Consider the following 19668-nt stretch of genomic DNA (forward strand, 5'->3'; position numbering starts at 1 on the left):
GAACAGGCACATAAAAAATATGCACCCCAGACGGCTCCATATGGTTCGCGTTCTTCCTTTCATCTTTAAAAGTAGCGAGGCGAAGGAATCCCTGTTCTTACAAAATAAAACCGGTACTGGACAGAAAGCTCATGAGACGGTGCTCCACAGTAAATCCCTGATTTAAGGGGCAGGTCGTAGCTGTACCCAACTGCCAGCTGCGGATTTAACTGTAACTGGGTTAAAAGGGCAACACCCTGCCGAAACCTGTAGGAGGCTCCCATCCATAACACATCCCGCAGGAGCATAAGGGCATTTATATCGGCATAAATACTTCCCTGCTCAGGTACTGCCACCATGAAGTTAGGCTTGATTTTTATTTCAGGATGAACATCAAGCACCCAGCCTGCCTGACCAATATAGGTGCGTACAGAAGACCGGTGGGCACCCTTTTGCAGCCGGGAACTCATTTCCGGGAAAAGGTCAGGCACAGAAAAGCCGGCATAGAAATGCCTGGATCCATAAAAAACTCCTGTGCCAAAGGAGGCTGTATATACGGCAGGCAGACTTTCGAAGGCAGGATCGTCTGGGTCGCGGAGGTGCAGCTTATCATAAATTACTTTTTGTCTGTTAAGGCCTGCCTGTAATCCTGCAGCAATAAACCTTTTGCCTGACAGGCGAATCCGATAGGCAAAAATGGGGCTGATGGTTTGCTGGCTGTACCCGCCAATCTGATCGTTTGTGAGGCGAAGACCGAGGCCAATATTCTGGCTGGCTACAGGTGCGTGGGCAGAGAAACTCTGAAAAGCAGGCGCCCCTTCCACCCCCTGCCACTGGAGCCTGTATTGGGCTGTAAGGCTCAAGGCCTCCTGGCTTCCGGCATAAGCAGGGTTAAGGGAAGTGACATCGTAAATGTATTGGGAGAAAAAGAAAGGTTGCTGTCCATAAGCGGACAAGGCGCAACAGTATAAGCAGAAAACAATGCACAATAACCTCTTCACGAAACTTCTTATCTGTTTAAAATAAAATAACCTGTTATGACCGGCTGCTCACGGTCAAGTACAATACGGTAGAAATAGGTAGCTTCCGGCAGAAGACTTCCTCCTCCAATAGCTCCCTTATTGCTGTAGCCTTCAAAAACTTTCTGATGATTGTTATAACCTACTGCTTCAAATACCAGCACTCCATAGCGGTCGAACACCTGCACGAAATTATCTTCATACTGTTCGATATGCTCAATAATCCAGCTTTCGTTTTTGCCATCTCCATTAGGAGAAAACCCATCATAAACAATAACTTTCCTTTCGCCTGTTACCGGTTTATCTTTCACTACCAGCACAAGTGTTCCAAAGCTACACTGAGAAGCTTCCCCTGCATCATCGCAAATCCGGTATTGATAGGTGTCGGTTCCCCGGAAGGAGGATGATGGTTCAAAATAAATGTTGCCATCCAGCTGGATATCAAGCCTGTTTCCTTCTGTTGTTGAAAGGTGCTGTCCTGCTGTGATTACAAGAGGATCGCCATCGGGATCGTAGTCGTTCTGCAAAAGACTTATGCTGCTGGTGAATTTGGAGGCAGGTTCTACATAGAAGGTATCAGCCATTGCCATCGGCGCCTGGTTCATCCACATCTTTGCCGGTGCAGAATAAACTGGACTACAGTCACCCTGCTGCACCAGCACCCTGAACCAGGTGTCCTGCTTAAGATTTTCAAAGGTGTAAGTCGTACCAGTATGATTCAGTACCTGCACATCTGTAGCAAAAGCATCGGCTGACCACTCCCATTGTACAATGGTACCGAAGTAATCTTCCAGGTGAAGGGTGCCTGTATTTTCACCTGCTTTCACTCGTTTGGCTCCTGCAAGGGTACCGCCTACCGCCGGGGCTTTTACTTCTATAGTCGCTGAAGCAGAGTAGAACTCACCACAACTTTCGTTACCTACTACAGCCCTAAAGCTGGTGGTGGCAGGCAAGTTCTGATAGGTATAGACTGCCTGCTGATAGTTGATAATATCTATCTGGGTGGCAAATCCATCTGTGGAGCTTTCCCATCGGAGGATTTGGCCGCTGTAGCCATTTAAGGTCAGGCTTCCTTCATTACTACCTGCGCAAACAGAAGATGCCGAGGTGGTAATTTCTCCGGCTATCACCTGCTCTTCCACTACCACTTCTGCCACTGTGGAATAAACAGGTGCACAGGCTGTACCTCCTATTACTGCTCTGTAGCGGGTGGTTTGGTTCAGGTTCCCGAAAACAAAGCTATCTGCAGTATGGGCAATATTCTCAGTAGTTGCAAAACCATCGACAGAACGCTCCCAGCGGAGTATCTCTCCTGCATACCCACTCAGGCTGAGGGTGCCGCTATTCTCCCCGGCACAGACTGCCTGGCCTCCGCTAAGCGCTCCGCCGGCAACTGTACTTACTGCAATACTGGCCACTGTAGAATAAGCCACTGCACAGGAGCCGCTTTGTACTACTGCACGAAAAGAGGTGGTGGTGCTGAGGTTCTCGTAGAAATATTCTGCTCCGGTAAAATCAATCGGCTGAAAAGTTGCTCCTCCATCAGTAGAGCTTTCCCAGCGCAGAACAGCACCGGTATAGCCACTCAAAAGGAGGCTGCCGCTATTCTCCCCGGCACAAACTGAAGTACTGCCGCTCAATTCCCCTCCCTTGCTCTCCGGGCTCACCTCTACGGTAAATATGGTGGATGAAGCCTCTCCACAGCTGCCATTCTTTACGATGGCCCGAAAGCTCGTGGTCTGGCTTAAGTTACCAAAGCTGTAGCTCTCCCCTCCTGTTGCCACTGTAGCAGCCGTGGCAAAACCATCGGCAGAGCTCTCCCAGCGTAGAACGGAGCCGATAAAATTATTGAGTGAAAGTGTGCCACTGTTTACAGAGCCACACATAGCCGCAGTAGGTCCGCTAATAGCACCTCCTTGAGAAGCCTCCAGCACCACAATAGTGGCACCGGAAGAATATCCATACTGCCCCGGAGAAGTTTCGAGATACACCCGAAAGCTCGTAGTTTCCTGCAGGTTGGAATAGGAATAAGTGCTTTCCCGCGAACTGATTGTAGTAATATCAGATTTAAAGAAATCGATACTGGACTCCCAGCGTACCACACGGCTATATTCACCACTTACCGTCAAGCTTCCGCTGGTGCCTATACAGTCTTCCTTAAGAACTTTTAGGCCTACGAAGTGATAGAGAGATGGGTTTTCTTCCCACAAATCCGTCATACTCTTGTGACCTACACCACCGGAAACAGAACCCTGGCTGTAAATTACTCCAGCATTGTTATAACTTCCTGTTCCGGCCCACTTCCAGCTACCAATGAATACTGCGGTACCCTCATTATAAAAGGTTACACCATCCTTCTGCAGGTAGTTACCGTGGACAATTAATACACCTCCCTGTTTAATATGAAGACCTGCGCCATTAAGAATGCTTAAATCGCCATGGATGCGGAGGGTATCTTCCACTACAAGCATAGACCCTGTTCCACTAAAGGAAGCATTGGAAGGACTTATCTCTGAGCCATGGATGAGGTAGCCTCTAACGGTAACTTTGGTGTCGGTGAGATTTGTAATATTACCGACAGGCATAGGGCCATCCCAGCTAGAGGGCTGGTGAGTCAAACCGCTATGGTTATCTCGTGAGAGGTAAGGTCCGCTCTGTGCCTGCAGGTTAGCAGCGAGGCACATGAGCAGGGGAATAACCCACAGCCGATAAAGATTATGTAAGCGATACCGACCTTTAATCATAGAATGTAAGGGTAAATAAAGAACCGCTACCACTTCGGCTATTCACTTTTATGGTTCCGCCCAACTTCTCTATTGTCACCTTCACTATATGCAAGCCTAAACCAGTTCCATCTGAATTAGGGTTGATTTTATAGAACATATCAAAAATCTTAGGCAGGTGTTCTGCCTCTACGCCTAAGCCGTTATCCCGGAACAGGAAAGTTGTTTTTCCTTCTTCCTGCTGAACAGTTATATGCAGGAAAGGGTCTTCCTTATCAGGGTCGCAATATTTAATGCCGTTTTCCACGAAATTCTGGATAACGGAATACATCATTTTTTCATCGCTCTCGAAATGAATACCTTCCTGGATATCTACCTCTATTCGTACTTTTTCGAAATAGCGAATATTTTTAAAGCTGTGGATAATCTCGCTGACCATAACCGGTAAATTTAATACCTGTTTCTCTACCTCTGCCTGCTTGGCTTTGGTAAGGCGTAAAAGGTCAGCCAGTAAGTTGTCAAGCCTTTGAGTACTCTTGTGGATGTGCCCGAAATACTCCTGGGCGGCAGCATCTTTTACATCCTGTATTCCTATCTGGGTAAGGCCAATAATCGAGCGTAATGGCCCCTTTATGTCGTGGGAGGCTTTATACACAAACAGCTCCAGCTCGTTATTATGCTCTTCTATCTGTGCCTTCCGGAGGTTTAGTTCTCTTAAACTACCGGTAAGCTCGTGTTGCATGGCTTTCAGGCGCTTATTTACTTCCTTGAGCCATTGTTTTTGCCGCCGCAGTTTAGCAGCAAAGAAGTAAATGGTAAGGGCAACTACTATGAGCGCAACAATAATGGATGAGAAAATGGCGATGCGCCGCTGGTAACTCTCTTTGGTAGCGGCCTGCTCTTCCTGCATCTGGATAATTCTGCCCTGGGCTACAAGGTTGAGAGAGTCTTTTTCCAGGATGATCATGCGGAGCTTTGCAATGGCTTCTTTGGTTCTTTCCTCCGACTTTTTGATCACCTCGCTATTCTCCTGCAGCACCTTCTCCATGTTCCCCAGGTAACGCTTCAGCTCTTTTCGCTGCTCGTCGCTTATCTGCTCCTCATGAACAAGATTATCCCTGATTTTGAGAATTTCTTCCTGAATTTCTTCATTCTTTTCCTCATACAACACCCGCTCTTTTTCCATTTCGCGGGTAATTCGCTCGAAATCTGCTTCGTAAGTGAGCATAATGGTATCTGCTGCAAAAGGAACAGCTGCAGGAAGAGTTTTTATACCTAGCTTAAGATGATGCGTAAGAGGATCGAAATGCTTATTCTCTACCTCATAGCCTTTTACCACAAGGTCGGTATCGGTATACCGTAGGGGTGGAGAAAAGGAAATTTTTCCTTTTGCACTGGTTTCGTAGAGCGCGCCCTGGTAGCGGAACTGAAGATTTTCTTTCACCTCCTCATTGTCCTGGCTGAACGTAAAACTAATATAGAGGAGATCTGTAGGACCAAATATTCGCCTGGCTTTTACCTCCAGCCGTCCCTCCTCCTCAAAATAAGCTATCTCTTCAATCTCCAGTTTATCATTTCGGAACTCCGCACGAACCGGCTGTGGGAGTCGTTCCTCCTGTAGTGTAAACTCTCCTTCTGCATTGGTCTGGTAATAGTCACTGTTTAACACAGAAACGGCTTCACCAGCCAAAGGCTTCCCATCCTGGTCGAAAACCTTTACTGTAATTCCAGTCTGGGTCTGCCCTTTTACCGGCAGCACCAAAAGCATGGCTAAACAATAAATTGTAGTATAGAGAATTAACCTTTTCACATCACAATATAAAAAAAATTAAAATCAATGTTTCTTTTGTTAGATTTGGAACAAAAAATGGGGCGTAAGTAAAGTTTATTTTTTAACATCTTTCTATTCTTTTTCATCTAAAAGTGCCTTTCGCGCCAGCTTCAGCAAAAGGCAGAAAGAGCAGCAGAAACAGAGAAGAAAGCAAAAAATAAGCCTAACGGTAAGGGTAAGGCAGCAAACAGTAACAGATGCCAGTAGAAGTATATATGTCCGGAGTCAATGAAAGGTAACCATCCGGGCAGTAAAAATTATTTTAATGCCTGTAATAAAAATAGAAAAATTACTCCTCGCATATTACAGCATAAACAGAAAAAAGCCCTGCAATCATACAGGGCTTTCAAGTATTACCGGATATAACAGCTTCTTAATTATTCATCATTGCCATTAAAATGTCATGCTGCGTAATAATATGAGGCTCATTTTCCTCATCGCGCACCATTACGGCCTGATTCTTATTCTTTAGCACGGAAGACAGCACATCGAGCGTGTTATGAATAGATACAAACTGGAAGGGCGGATCCATTACTTCGGCTACTTTTTTATCGCGCAGAGCGGGCTCTTCAATCAGCTTCGAAAGAATTTTGCTGTCGGTAAGGCTTCCTACAAATTCTTTTCCGTCATTTACCGGAAGCTGAGAAATACCTCTTGTATTCATCAGGCGAATAGCCTCTCCTACATTTGCTTCCTGCGAAATAGTAATGAGCTTACCATTCCCGTTCTGGTTTTTAACAATATCACCGGCAGTAGCAAACTCACGGCTTTCCTCAAAACCGTGGTCACGCATCCAGTCATCGTTATAAACCTTATTTAAGTAACGGGTTCCATGGTCGGGGAGAATAATCACCATGGTGTCTTCCTCCTTCAGATTTTCTTTTGCCCATTCCAGCGCGCCCTGTACGGCCGAGCCGCAAGACCAGCCTACAAACAACCCTTCTTCGCGGGCAAGGCGTCGGGTCATAATGGCACCATCCTTATCGGTTACTTTTACAAAGTGGTCAATTACACTAAAGTCGACGTTCTTGGGCAGAATATCTTCGCCTATCCCTTCAGTTAAGTAAGGGTAAATTTCTTTTTCGTCGAAAATACCGGTTTCCTTATACTTTTTAAATACAGAACCATAGGTATCAATTCCTACGGTTACAATGGCAGCGTTTTGCTCCTTCAGGTATTTTGCCGCACCACACATGGAACCACCTGTACCTACACCAGCGGCATAATGGGTTATTTTTCCTTCCGTCTGCTCCCAGATTTCAGGGCCGGTGGTCTCGTAATGCGCCTGAGCATTGGAGAGGTTATCGTACTGGTTCGGATAAAAAGAATTTTCGATTTCCTTGTTCAGCTTACGGGCAACGGAGTAATAAGAGCGCGGATCCTCCGGAGAAACGTTGGTCGGGCATACAATTACCTCGGCACCCATCGCCCGCAAAATATTAATTTTTTCCTGCGACTGCTTATCGGAAAGGGTAAAAATACATTTATAGCCTTTGGCAATGGCCGCAAGCGCAAGTCCCATACCGGTATTGCCCGATGTCCCTTCAATGATGGTACCTCCCGGTTTTAAAATACCTGCTTTCTCGGCATCTTCAACCATTTTAAGCGCCATGCGGTCCTTCATGGAGTTACCGGGATTAAAATATTCGACTTTTGCCAGCACAGTACCTTTTATGCCTTTGGTTACGCTGTTGAGCTTTACCAGAGGGGTATTGCCAATGGTTTCTATAATGGAATTGTAATACATTTCAAAAATTTTTGTGTAGATACATGCAAAATTAGCAAGATAATTTTATATCGGAAGGATGCCTCTGTCATTTTATCAATAACCGCCCTCTCCAATCCTTATAACCTCTAAACATCGCCTTACTTAAAGTGGTTTCCAATTTTACAAAGCATTTTCAGCAACGAAAACATCCTGCTAAAATGGCCGTATCTATATAGTATAAACGAAAATGAATTATGGAAGATTCTTATTATGAAGGGAAGCATTTTCTTACCCCTATGTCGGAGGTTATAAAAGACCTGAAAGAAAAGGGAGTTAAGCTGGAATTTAAACTTCGGGACGGCGCTCTCCTGGATATGGAAGAAACCCGGTCCTATAAGCCTGATGATTTGCGGATTTCAGACGTTTACCGTTTTGAAGGAACTACCGACCCTGGAAAAATGGATGTGCTGTATGTAATCGAGGATAAACAAAAAGGGGAAAAGGGCTACATCTCCAACGCCTACGGCCCTTATGCTGATACTGATGTTAATGATTTTATTAAGGCTATTGAGAAGAGCAATAATTCCAAAGCCCGGAAAGATATTTCTGACAATAAATAAGAGCAGAGAAACTGTTGTTCCGACAGGCAATATACTTTTCAAAGGCGAGGGGCCGGCTGTAAACCTTTAGCCTTTCTTCCTGCTTTACTAGCACCCGGTATCTTCCTTATTAAAACAGAATTTAAGATTATAAAAATATTAGAGTCATGGACACAAATAAAAAATTAGATAACGATAATACAAATAAAGAAAGAAATGCCCTCACCCCTATGACCGCTGTTATAGAGGACATCAAGGACAGAGGGTACACAAAAGAGTTTATGGTTAAGGATGGCCAGCTCAAAGAAATGGGCACCGACAAAACCTACAAAACCGAATCTCTTCGCCTGGCCGATGAATTTCGATTCGAAGGCACCAGCGATCCGGAATATATGGGCATATTATATGCTATTGAAAGCGAAAACGGAGACAAAGGATACGTTTCAAGCGCATACGGAGGAGCCAATGCAGATACCGAAGTACATGATTTCATTAAGAAAATAGATAGCATTCACCGCAAAGGAGAACACACCGATAAGGACATCAGCGACCGCTAATAAATACAAAAGTGTTTATAAATAGCTCATAAAGCCAGCCATTGCGCTGGCTTTTCTATTTGAAAATGGAAAGCCGGAAAAGTACATCGGCATTCGTTTCGATATAACTGAGCAGGTAGAGCATGAGGCGGAAACTATGTACCTTATGAAAGAGCTGGATATCCATATGTGGAAGATGGAAATGAAGGAAGAAGAGCTGAAAATGAACAATACCACCACCGATCAGGCGGCTCCAAAAGCAGAGAACTAAGGGAGCAGAAACTGATATTCTCTCCAAAAAAGGAAAGGGCTTATACATCATAAGCCCTTTCCTTTATATTCTAAAATAATACGCTTATTTATTGGCTGCCAGCAGGTACAGCACGGCCATTCTTACGGCCACTCCATTTTCTACCTGGTCGAGGATAATAGCATTATCGGCATCGGCCACATCGGAGCTCAGCTCCACCCCCCGGTTAATGGGTCCGGGGTGCATTACTACAATCTGTTTATCGAGCTTTTGCAGCCGCGCTTTATTAATTCCATAGTAGAGGGAGTACTCCCGCAGCGAAGGAAAGAACTTCATCTGCTGGCGCTCAAGCTGAATCCTGAGCACGTTGGCAACATCGCACCACTGCAGGGCCTTATCTACGTCCAGTTCTACCTTTACCCCCAGCTCCCGTACATATTTTGGCAGGAGGGTATTAGGACCACATACCATTACCTCTGCACCCAGCTTTTGCAGCGCGAAAATATTCGACAGGGCCACCCGCGAGTGCAGGATATCGCCAATGATAACGACCTTTTTTCCCTCAACCTCTCCCAGCTTTTCCCGAATAGAGAAAGTATCGAGCAGGGCCTGAGTAGGGTGCTCGTGAGTGCCATCGCCGGCATTGACAATATTGGCTTTAATATGCCTGGAAAGAAAATGAGGTGCTCCGGGGCTGCTATGTCGCATTACCACCATATCTACCTTCATGGCCAGTATATTATTAACCGTATCGAGCAGGGTTTCGCCTTTTTTTACCGAGCTGTTGGAAGAGGAAAAATTAATGACGTCGGCCGACAGTCGCTTCTCGGCCAGCTCAAAGCTAAGCCGGGTGCGGGTAGAGTTTTCGAAGAAAACATTGGCAATGGTAATATCGCGAAGCGAAGGCACCTTTTTAATGGGGCGATTGATAACCTCCTTAAAATTATCGGCCGTATCGAAGATCAGTCGTATATCTTCGGAACTTATATTTTTAATCCCTAATAGGTGCTTTACACTCAGTTGCTGCTGCATGGATTAAGCTTTTTCAATTAGCCAGATTTGATCTTTTTCCGCCCCCTGTTCCTGCCACTCTACCAGCACCCGCTGGCTGTGCAGGGTATTGACACTGCGCCCGATATAGGTGGGTTCTATGGGCAAATCGCGGCTGTACCGCCGGTTAATCAGCACCAGTAACTCTACGGAGCGTGGACGGCCAAAGGCAATCATGGCATCGAGGGCGGCCCTTACGGAACGGGCAGTATATAACACGTCATCGATCAGGATTACGCGCTTATCTTCGATGATGAAAGGAACATTGGTGCTGTTGGCCCTGATGGGGCTTTCGCGCCGGCGGAAGTCGTCGCGGTAAAAGGTGGAATCGAGCTGTCCAAGCGGTATCTGCACTCCGGTCTGCTCCTCAAGGTAGCGGTGAATTCTGTTCGCCAGGTGCACGCCCCTTGGCTGCAGCCCCAGTATAACAGTCTGCCCGAATTGCTGATGATTTTCAATTAACTGCTGCCCCAGCCTCCGGATGGTAACGTCCAGCAGAGAGCCGTCCAATATCAGTCGTTTTTGCATAAAAGCCGTAGGTTAAGCGCTGCAGGCTAAAAGCCACAATGACACCGGACAAATATAGGTAAAAAAATAAGGCAGGGATAAAAAGATTGAACTGAATTATCACCCTACCTGTGAAGATAACTCTTATGGTCTCTCTTATTCTGGAGCAGCTTATCCCTCAGCTGATTCTGCCCAGCCCACCTTTTGCTTTACTCATCCTCCACCTCAACCCTTGCTGCTCCGGGAGCTTTCTGCTGTGGTTCGTAACTGATTTTATTGATATAGAAAACTTTTCGGTTAGCATCAACGGAAGAGTTGGCGGAGTTCTTTATCCGCTGAACGCCATAGGCAAAGAAGTAGGGCCCGTACCACTCTTCCAGTCCTCCTACGTTGTACTCATTATGCTTTACCTCATCCCCTTCGTAAAGGGTAACAATATCTTCTTTGTTTTTCCCTTCCAACACTTCCCCCTGCCTGATTATTTTGGAGCGAAGCACATTTTCAAACATATAAAGTAAGGCAGTGGAGGTATCCTGCGGCAGCACATGAACAAACTTTTCCAGAGTAGGGCTTAAAACATCCTTTATTTCAAAACTATTATCCCACAGCAGCTCTCCCTTATCATCGAAACCAATAAGCACTGCATGGGTATACCGGTAACCTTCGAGGTTTCCTTTGTCTATACCAGAGCGATTCCGACTGGTATTATAGAAAGAGAAGGATGAGCCGTTGTGAAATTTAGGATAAAAAGCTTCCCCTACTAAAATATTCATACTATCCTTCTCGATGATATTATGGACCAGCAAACGATAATTCAGCTTCACTTTCTTACCCTGAATCTTTCTCCGCTCAATCCGCTTCCTTACCCGCTTCTCCCGGCCGGCTCTCATATAATTGAAAAAGTTATCGAGGTCGCCATAATTGTAATAATTGATTTCCTGCTTACCATTAGCATGCTGCTTGGCAATAAATATACCACGGCTGTATTTCGAATTTCCATGAGAATAAGTACCGGCCACATACAGGGCCTCGGGGCCAATGGAGGTAGTACGGCCAAACTGCAGGCTCTTCCCTTTTTCGGGCTTCAGGCTGTACTCGAACAGCAGTTCGCCGTTCCTGCCAAAGGTTTTAGAGCTAATGGTTTGCTGTCGTTTCCCTGCTTTTTCGGTATACAAAACGGTGAAGGTGTTAGTGACTTCATCAGTCTGAATTTCCAGCAAATCACTTTTATTCATGTAAAAGCCCGGCAGCACCCTGTACTTGTCATTTTCAAGATCGAAATAAATAATAGTGGGGCGGAAATTTACATAGCCACCCAGAAGTACTACACCATCTACCGTTGTAAATTCGGTTAGCTCTACAGGTATAGCATTATCGATCGTATAGCCCGATATTTTACCACTCTCCACATCCACACTGTATACCTGATAATTATCGGCCTGATTTTCCTGCTCCCTGAAGAGCAGGTACATCTTTCCTTCTTTGTACTCATGGCCTGTCAATTCAGCATCTTCCACCTCCAGCTTCGTCGACCAGCGCTCTTTCAGGTCTGTATCATAATGAAGAATATCAAACACCTGGTCATTCCCCCTACTTTCCTCTTCGTTGAGGCGGTACAGCAGTATGCCCTGTCCGCCGGCAGAAACAACAGAATAGTAAGGGTCATATTCTTCCAGCTCCAGTTCGAGCCTTTCAGGTTGTACAAGCTGGGCCTGCAGGGGAATGGAGGCTCCCAGCAATAGCACAAAACTGTAAATAAAAATATTCAAGCATCTCATATGTTCGTTCCTTTCCTGCTATCCTCGAGCCCTTCTGCAAAAAATAACCTTCTAGAGTAAATTACATAAAACACCTGCATTTTACAAGTAATTCAGCTATATAATTCAGCTTTAAGATGGGTTAAAATCACTTTATCAAACCCAAATAGTCTGCAATAGTTCGTATCTTTGTAAGCCCGTCCGCTAGTCTTTTCATCTTAAATCAGACATTTTGGAGAATAAGGATATTATACGTTTGCTTCGCCTCACCACCACCCTGCTGGAAGTGCATAACGAAAATGTATTCAAAATAAGAGGTTACCAGAATGCAGTGGCTACCCTGGAGCGACTCAATGAGCCTCTCAAAAACATGCCACAGGAGGAGATAGCAGCCATCAATGGCATCGGAAAAAGCCTTGCTGCCAACATTCGCGAAATGCTCGATACCGGAAGTTTTCCACAGCTACGGGAGCTCGTGGAGCAGACGCCGGAAGGGGTTATCCGGATGCTGGATATTAAAGGACTGGGACCGAAAAAAGTCCGCCAGATATGGCAGGAGATGGAGATTGTAGATACTGAAGCCCTGCTAGAAGCCTGCGAACAGGGTACCCTTGCCAAAGTAAAAGGTTTTGGTGCTAAAACGCAGGAAACCATTCTGGCTTCCCTCCGCTTTACCCAGGCTAACAAAGGCAAAGCCCGCTATGCCGACCTGGAATCTTATGGTGAAGCGCTGGAAAAAGAATTACAACAGGCCTTTAAAGATGCTCCGGCAGCCATAGCAGGAGAATACCGCCGCCGGCTCGAAATTATTGAAAACCTGGTGCTGCTGGTTGCCCATTCTAACCCAAAGGCGGTAATCAATCACCTCAACACACTCGAATATCTTGAACAACACAAGGCAGCCTCAGGACCTTTCGTATGGCGCGGGCTATATACTGAACCCGGTGTAAAAGTTGAACTGCACATTTGCCCGCCGGAGCAATTCTCCTGCATGCTGCTTAAGCTAACAGGCTCGACTACTCACCTGCAGGCAAAACTGAAATCGGGCAAAAGCCTGCTGGAAGTGGCTGCGGAAAAACAGTATGAGTCGGAAGAAGCGATTTACAAGGCTGCCGAACTTTCCTTTGTAGCACCTGAATTGCGCGAAGGCTTTTTTGAACTCCCCCTGGCGGAGGAAGGAAAGCTGCCCACACTTCTGGAAAACAGCGACCTCAAAGGCTCTCTGCACAACCATAGCACCTATAGTGACGGCAAACACAGCCTGCGCGAAATGGCCGAACATTGCCGCGACCTGGGCTATGAATACCTCGGTATTAGCGACCATAGCAAAACAGCCTTTTATGCCGGCGGACTGGAAATTGAGCGGGTACTGGAGCAGCACAAAGAAATTGAGCAGCTTAACCAGGAGCTGGCTCCATTTAAAATCTTTAAAGGAATTGAGTCTGACATACTTCCTGACGGAGCTCTTGATTATCCGGAAGATATACTGAAGCGCTTCGATTTTATTGTGGCGTCTATCCACGGTAATTTAAACATGAGCCTTGAAAAGGCGACCGAACGCTTACTTACTGCCATTGCCAACCCATATACTACCATTCTCGGCCATCCTACCGGCCGCTTGCTGCTCAGGCGCGAGGGCTATCCGATCGACCACAGGGCCGTTATTGATGCCTGTGCCGAACATGGGGTGATTATCGAGATCAATGCCAATCCCTGGCGGCTCGACCTCGACTGGCGCTGGGTGCAATATGCACTGGAGCAGGGCGTTTTAATTAGCATCAATCCCGATGCGCATGAGAAAGATGGTTACCTGCACATGCAGTACGGCGTTTTAGCAGGGCGTAAAGGCGGCCTTACAGCAGAACAAACCTTTAATGCCCGCAGCGCCAAAGAGGTAGAGCAATATTTCCTGCAACGTAAAGAAAGAGCGGAGAAAAAAGCATGAAAGTTCTGATACTAAGATTTTCCTCCATAGGCGATATTGTGTTAACCACTCCTGTTATCCGCTGCCTAAAAACTCAGCTGGAGGATTGCGAACTGCATTTTGCCACAAAAAAAGGCTATGCCTCTATCCTTGAAGCCAACCCGTACATCGACAGCCTGCACCTGCTCGAAGATTCGCTCGACCAGCTCATCGGGCAGCTTAAAAAAGAAAAGTTCGATTACATCATCGACCTGCATAATAACCTCCGTACCCGCATTATCAAGCTTCGCCTGGGCATTAAGGCCAGCAGCTTTTATAAGTTGAATTACGAAAAGTGGCTCATGGTCAATTTCAAGATCAACAGGCTCCCCAACATCCATATCGTAGACCGCTACCTCGATACAGTAGCTCCGCTGGGTGTTAAAAATGATGATAAAGGCCTTGATTATTTTATCCCCGAAAAAGATGAAGTGGAACCTGACTGGCTCCCCGACACTCACCGGGGGGAATATGTAGCCTATGCCCTCGGTGCCCAGCACAATACTAAAAGACTGCCCCTTCACCGCATGATTGAGCTGTGCGACAGAATCAATAAGCCCATTGTGCTGCTGGGCGGCAAAGAAGATGTAGAGAATGCAAATAAAATTGAAGAGTTTTTTCTTCGGCGGGAATCCGGCGAGCAGTATGAAGAAGGACTGGCTGAGCTTAATAAAAAAACACTCATCTATAATGCCTGCGGAAAATTTAACCTTAACCAGAGCGCCTCTTTAGTAAAAGGTGCACGTTATGTCTTTTCGCACGACACCGGCTTAATGCATATTGCAGCCGCTTTTAAGAAACAAATTTTTTCCATTTGGGGGAATACAATTCCTGAATTTGGAATGTATCCCTACCAGACCCGCTTTACTGTGTTGGAGAAAAAAGGCCTCTATTGCCGTCCCTGCTCCAAAATTGGCTACAACAAGTGCCCCCAAACACACTTCATGTGTATGAATGGTATAGTATTTGACTTCTATCTTCCGTAACTGATTTGTTACAACAGTTTATAGCATCAGCGTTAGTGCTCCGGGCTTAGGTATCGTGTCGACAGATTTCTCCTCCGCCCCTCAACCAAATTACCTGATGGCATACATAAGACGGCTCAAGGTCATTTCAAAACCTGGGCCTGTCACTACGGAAATTTTAGTTGGAACTGCTTTTCAACAAGGAGTAACACTCCTACTCTCTCGAGAGCAACCATACACTCACTTAAAAAGGGAAAATCATGTTGTACCGCTTAAAGCTCAAAAATTCAGAAGAATCAGCAATTGTAGATGACAAAACATACGAGTACATCACCAACAATGAGTACTTAAATACCGTAGGTTTTCTAAAACATTTGCGAATGCATTCCAGTGGCTATGCCTTTTTCCAGAAAAACTGGCTAAATAAGGATGGAAGCTACCGCAATGAAACCATTTACCTCCACAAGCTGATTGCTGAAAAGTTTGTAGATAAGCCTGAAACCGATAAGCGTCTCTTCGTAATCCTCAAGAATGGCGACCGCCTCGACTGCAGAATTAAAAACCTCGAATGGACCACTTTCAGTCATGTTACACGAAATACCAGGAAAACAGATAATCCATTAGGCTACCGCGGCATCGTGAAGGACAACCAGAAATACCGGGCTGTTATCTACAAAGACGGACAGCGCTTTAACCTTGGCCTCTACGATACACCTGAAGAAGCAGCACTGGCTTATAACAAGAAGTCTATTGAACTTTTCGGTAAAACCCGTAGCCTGAACGTACTGGACAAAGAAGTAGCAGTGGAAGATAAGTAAAGAAGCAGATCCATCATCACAGCCAACATTACGGAAGTGCATAGTCGTCTATGCACTTTTCTTTTTTTCCGGTTAAACAAAAGAGCCACTTTATCTTTTCAATAATAGCTAACAAATACGGAGGCCGAAATGAAAACACTCTTTTTGTTAAGACATGCTAAATCGAGCTGGGATTACCCCGACCTCCCCGATCAGGAACGCCCCCTCAATGCCCGTGGAAAAAGAGATGCTCCCGCTATGGGACAGTGGATAAATGATCATTTTCCTGCTCCACAGCTCATTCTTAGCAGCCATTCGGTCCGTACTCTTGCCACCATCAGTAAAGTGGCCCATGCAATGGGAATAAGAGGCGAAGAGATACAAACGGATGAAAGGCTTTACCATGCCTCCACTGCCACACTCTTCAAAGTATTGAAAAATGCCCCCGATCAGGCAGAAAGCCTGATGCTGGTTGGGCACAATCCTGGCATCACAGATTTTGCGAATGTACTGTGCCCCCAACAGTCGGTGGATAATATCCCTACCTGTGGCTTTTTTGTGATTCGCTTCCACTGCAGTGGCTGGAAAGAAGCCTCCCCCGAAAATGCTGAGTTTGTCTGCTTTCAGTATCCGAAAAACCTCCGTTAATATGCCCTTCCAGTTTTAGAAATGCCGCACATCCTGCTGCACACCCTCAAAGCGCTCCGGCTGCTGCAGAAGGATTAAAATCTTATTCGCCACCTGCCCGGGCGAAGCGAGTATACCTTCTTCCTTCATCTTCCTGAAATCTTCTACCCTGCTAAAATCTTCCTTGCTGGTATTTCTTATTTCACCCTGCATGGCGGTATCTACCACTCCGGGAGCCAGTGAGTATACCTTTAAGGAATTTCCTTTCTTTTGGGCTTCAAGGGCAGCTACTTCGGAAAGCATGTCCAAGGCCGCCTTGGAGGCGCAGTAGGCCGACCAGCCATCCACAGGGTATTTCCCTGCCCCTGAACTAATATTCAGGATAAGTGGCTGGGCAGGACCCTCGGCATAGGCGCGGATAAATTCGTTCATTAATACCGCCGCGGCACTAATGTTGACCTGAAAAGCCTGCTCCAGTTGGGCATTATCCATTTTACCCATGGGCGCAGCCTGCCCCAGCGTACCGGCATTATTCACCAACACTATTTTCTTTTTTGGCTGGTATTGTTTAAAAAGCTCCACTGCCACCTGGCTTACTTCCTTACTCAGGTCAGTTTCCACAAAAACAAAGCGCTCATGCTCCAGGCTGTTGGTGCGCGAGAGGCCCACTACCCAGTTTTTTTCATCAGCCGCTAAAATGGCTTCTGCCAGGGCCTTACCAATTCCTCTGCTGCTGCCAGTTATAAAAAATACTGATTCCATTTTTAGAAGTTGGATGTTAGAAGTTAGAGATTAGAAGCTATCTTTTTTCTAACCTCTAACTTCCAGTTTAAAGAATATACTGACTCAGGTCTTTGTCCTGCACCAGTTTGCTTAAGCGTTCTCTCACCATTTCGCGGGTTACTACAATCTGGGCATTCGGGCCGATGGTATCCGGCACATCGAAGAGAAAGTCGTTCAGCAGCTGGCTCATTACTGTATTCAGACGGCGGGCGCCAATATTTTCCACCTCAGAATTAATGCGGAAGGCCATATCAGCCAATTCTTCCAGAGCTTCATCCTGGTAAGTCAGCTTTACTTCTTCTGCCTCAAAGAGTGCTTCATACTGCTTGGTTAGCGCATTCTTCGGTTCTTTAAGAATCTGGTAGAAATCTTCTTTAGTAAGGTTTTCCAGCTCTACCCGAATCGGGAAACGGCCCTGCAGCTCCGGTATCAGGTCACTGGGCTTGGCCACATGGAAGGCCCCTGCCGCAATAAACAGCACGTGATCAGTATTAATAACCCCGTGCTTGGTACTTACCGCACTTCCTTCCACTATCGGGAGCAGGTCGCGCTGCACTCCTTCACGGCTTACATCCGGGCCGCTTCCGCCACCACCCTTACTGGAGCCCCCGGCAATTTTATCAATCTCATCGATAAAAATGATTCCGGTATTTTCCGCTTTCCGGATGGCTTCTTCTTTTACCTCATCCATATCGATAAGCTTGGCGGCCTCTTCTTCCACTAAGAGCTTTTTTGCCTCCCCAATGGTTACCTTACGCTTTTTATTCTTCTTCGGCATCATGTTGCTGAGCATTTCCTGCAGGTTCATCATGCTCACTTCATCCATCATTCCGCCGCCAACCATACCCATGTTTCCACCGGCCGCTTTCTTAATATTGATTTCGATTTTGCGCTCGTCCAGTTCTCCGTTTCGTATTTTTTCCCGAAAGCGCTCCCTGGTGCGCTCGTTCAGTTCGGCATCATTATCCGGCATCTGGTCATTATCCTCTTCGAGCTGAAAAGAGGCCGAAGGGCGGCCTTTGCTTTTTACAGGCGGAATGAGGATATCCAGGATCATGTCTTCCACCACCTGCTCGGCTTTTTCTTTTACCTCCTCCTTTTTACGGGCCTTTACCAGGTTCACCGACTGGTCGACCAGGTCGCGAACCATGCTTTCCACATCGCGCCCCACGTAGCCCACTTCTGTAAATTTAGAAGCTTCTACTTTGGTAAAGGGGGCATCGGCAATGCGGGCAAGGCGACGGGCAATTTCGGTTTTACCGACCCCTGTTGCACCAATCATTAATATATTATTGGGCATAATTTCGCCCTGGAGGTCTGTTTGCACATTCATTCGGCGCCAGCGATTCCGCAGGGCAATCGCCACATTTCGTTTCGCATCTTTCTGGCCTATGATATATTTGTCGAGCTCAGCGACAATTTCTTTAGGTGTTAAATATTCTTTATTATCAAGCATAGCTGTTTTTTAATGTAGAATGAAAAATGAAGAATACAGGAAGTAGATGAAGAAAGAATCCGGAGCTTTATCTCTCCTATCTCCCAACTCAAAACTCTCTGCTAAATTCTCTTCTTAAAAATCTTATTCATATTAATTCCCAGCCCCAGCTGGCTGGTTCCGCCCGCCACATGGTACCATGCCCGGGTATACTCTAACTGAAAACTTTTAACCCGTAGCAGAAGGCCGAGTGAAAAGCCTGACATGCCACTTATATTTTCCAGCTTCAGTTCCTGCCTGAGCAGGTGATTATAGCCTGCCCGAAATTGCACATTCTGGCTGAGCAAAAGCTCTGTGCCAATGGCAAGGTGGCGCATTACGTTATCAACCAGAGGAGGCTCTTCTTTGTTAAAGAGTGAAGCAGGATCTGCCTTTCCTAAATCGGGCTGCTGCAAATGCTGCCCTGTTAGTGTAAAGCGAAAAGGCATAAACTTCGGCTTAAAAGTAAGTCCCAGCCGAACCTCCAGCGGTAGCACCAGGCTTTGTCCATCAGCATAAGAACGGGTAAAAACACCCACATTTCTTACCACAAAACCCGCCACCAGCTCCTTGGATGGATGGCTAAAAGTGCCACCCGCATCCAGCAGCAAAGCCCCCGCCCGATAGCCTGCAATGCCGGAGGAGGCCCATTTAATGCTCGCACCAGCCGAATATACTCTCCAGCGACGGGCATGGCTCAGCTGCACCACATAATCGCTGGCTGTAAACGGACTGGTGGGGCTTCCGCTGGCATCGTAGCCCTGCATTTTACCCCAGTCTACATACTGCAGGCCGGCTCCCCAGCTACCTGCTTTGGTGTGGTGGGCATAGGCTATATTGCTCTGCTGAACATCGGCATAAAACCATTGATAAGCCAACTGCAACTGCCCGATCGAGAGGGAGTCCAGCAGGGCAGGATTCTGTAACCACATACCTGCACCAGGTACAGCCGTAATAGCAGCCCCCCCAAGCGCCAAAGCACGAGGCGTAGCCGGCCGCTCCAGAAAATGAAATGACTGCTGTGCGCTTGCCGGCAGCCACATTACCGAAAGGACAAATAACAGGAGGAAAGTTCGAAGCATATAAAAAGCAAGGCCGGT

Annotated in this window: 16 protein-coding genes; 6 read left to right on the top strand and 10 right to left on the bottom strand. The window is 46.5% G+C overall.

Translation table 11 applies throughout. The features are described 5' to 3' along the window. Positions 1–65 precede the first annotated feature (65 nt). From F752_RS0103870 to F752_RS0103895, 4 genes are all read right to left on the bottom strand, one after another. Complete coding sequence (locus F752_RS0103870) at positions 66–980, bottom strand: PorP/SprF family type IX secretion system membrane protein (protein WP_160164081.1); 915 nt, start codon at positions 978–980, stop codon at positions 66–68. Between the two features lie 8 nt (positions 981–988). After that, a complete protein-coding gene (locus F752_RS0103875; RefSeq protein ID WP_017730420.1) occupies positions 989–3742 on the bottom strand; it encodes a T9SS C-terminal target domain-containing protein in 2754 nt (917 codons plus the stop codon). Next, on the bottom strand, positions 3735–5531 hold the full coding sequence (locus tag F752_RS25160) for an ATP-binding protein (protein WP_152425017.1): 1797 nt from the start codon (positions 5529–5531) through the stop codon (positions 3735–3737). The genes F752_RS0103875 and F752_RS25160 overlap by 8 nt, the downstream gene beginning before the upstream one ends. Positions 5532–5925: 394 nt before the next feature. Further along, on the bottom strand, positions 5926–7299 hold the full coding sequence (locus F752_RS0103895) for a cystathionine beta-synthase (RefSeq protein ID WP_017730423.1): 1374 nt from the start codon (positions 7297–7299) through the stop codon (positions 5926–5928). A 215-nt stretch (positions 7300–7514) separates the two neighbouring features. On the opposite strand from F752_RS0103895, the gene F752_RS23395 reads away from it, so the two are divergent. Beyond that, positions 7515–7880: a hypothetical protein gene (locus tag F752_RS23395; protein WP_017730424.1), complete on the top strand. Its 366-nt coding sequence runs from the start codon at positions 7515–7517 to the stop codon at positions 7878–7880. A gap of 146 nt (positions 7881–8026) precedes the next feature. Further along, a complete protein-coding gene (locus F752_RS23400; RefSeq protein ID WP_017730425.1) occupies positions 8027–8416 on the top strand; it encodes a hypothetical protein in 390 nt (129 codons plus the stop codon). Positions 8417–8750: 334 nt separating this feature from the next. Here F752_RS23400 and F752_RS0103920 read toward each other — a convergent pair whose 3' ends face one another. From F752_RS0103920 to F752_RS0103930, 3 genes are all read right to left on the bottom strand, one after another. Beyond that, on the bottom strand, positions 8751–9677 hold the full coding sequence (locus F752_RS0103920) for an aspartate carbamoyltransferase catalytic subunit (protein ID WP_017730427.1): 927 nt from the start codon (positions 9675–9677) through the stop codon (positions 8751–8753). 3 nt (positions 9678–9680) lie between these two features. Continuing rightward, the gene (gene pyrR / locus F752_RS0103925; RefSeq protein WP_026135498.1) at positions 9681–10223 is read right to left on the bottom strand and encodes a bifunctional pyr operon transcriptional regulator/uracil phosphoribosyltransferase PyrR; all 543 of its coding nucleotides are present in this window, start codon (positions 10221–10223) and stop codon (positions 9681–9683) included. Positions 10224–10411: 188 nt separating this feature from the next. Next, complete coding sequence (locus F752_RS0103930; RefSeq protein ID WP_017730429.1) at positions 10412–11971, bottom strand: hypothetical protein; 1560 nt, start codon at positions 11969–11971, stop codon at positions 10412–10414. A gap of 220 nt (positions 11972–12191) precedes the next feature. Between F752_RS0103930 and polX the strand changes: the two genes are divergently transcribed. From polX to F752_RS0103955, 4 genes are all read left to right on the top strand, one after another. Beyond that, the gene (polX, locus tag F752_RS0103940; RefSeq protein WP_017730430.1) at positions 12192–13904 is read left to right on the top strand and encodes a DNA polymerase/3'-5' exonuclease PolX; all 1713 of its coding nucleotides are present in this window, start codon (positions 12192–12194) and stop codon (positions 13902–13904) included. Then, positions 13901–14908 (top strand): glycosyltransferase family 9 protein, encoded by a 1008-nt coding sequence (locus F752_RS0103945; protein ID WP_017730431.1) that lies wholly within the window; start codon positions 13901–13903, stop codon positions 14906–14908. The genes polX and F752_RS0103945 overlap by 4 nt, the downstream gene beginning before the upstream one ends. 239 nt (positions 14909–15147) lie before the next feature. Next, positions 15148–15705 carry an HNH endonuclease gene (locus tag F752_RS0103950; protein WP_017730432.1) on the top strand — a complete coding sequence of 186 codons (558 nt, stop codon included), beginning with the start codon at positions 15148–15150 and terminating at the stop codon, positions 15703–15705. Positions 15706–15834: 129 nt separating this feature from the next. Next, positions 15835–16332 (top strand): SixA phosphatase family protein, encoded by a 498-nt coding sequence (locus tag F752_RS0103955; protein ID WP_017730433.1) that lies wholly within the window; start codon positions 15835–15837, stop codon positions 16330–16332. Between the two features lie 15 nt (positions 16333–16347). On the opposite strand, the gene F752_RS0103960 is transcribed toward F752_RS0103955, so the two are convergent. The 3 genes from F752_RS0103960 to porQ all read right to left on the bottom strand — a co-directional run bounded on the left by F752_RS0103960 (position 16348) and on the right by porQ (position 19650). Continuing rightward, positions 16348–17073 carry an SDR family NAD(P)-dependent oxidoreductase gene (locus F752_RS0103960; protein WP_017730434.1) on the bottom strand — a complete coding sequence of 242 codons (726 nt, stop codon included), beginning with the start codon at positions 17071–17073 and terminating at the stop codon, positions 16348–16350. 67 nt (positions 17074–17140) lie between these two features. Next, a complete protein-coding gene (gene hslU, locus F752_RS0103965) occupies positions 17141–18550 on the bottom strand; it encodes an ATP-dependent protease ATPase subunit HslU (protein WP_017730435.1) in 1410 nt (469 codons plus the stop codon). Positions 18551–18651: 101 nt separating this feature from the next. Next, positions 18652–19650: a type IX secretion system protein PorQ gene (porQ, locus tag F752_RS0103970; protein ID WP_017730436.1), complete on the bottom strand. Its 999-nt coding sequence runs from the start codon at positions 19648–19650 to the stop codon at positions 18652–18654. Positions 19651–19668: the final 18 nt, after the last annotated feature.

Origin of the sequence: Nafulsella turpanensis ZLM-10, assembly GCF_000346615.1 — a bacterium.
Taxonomy (GTDB): Bacteria; Bacteroidota; Bacteroidia; order Cytophagales; family Cyclobacteriaceae; genus Nafulsella; species Nafulsella turpanensis.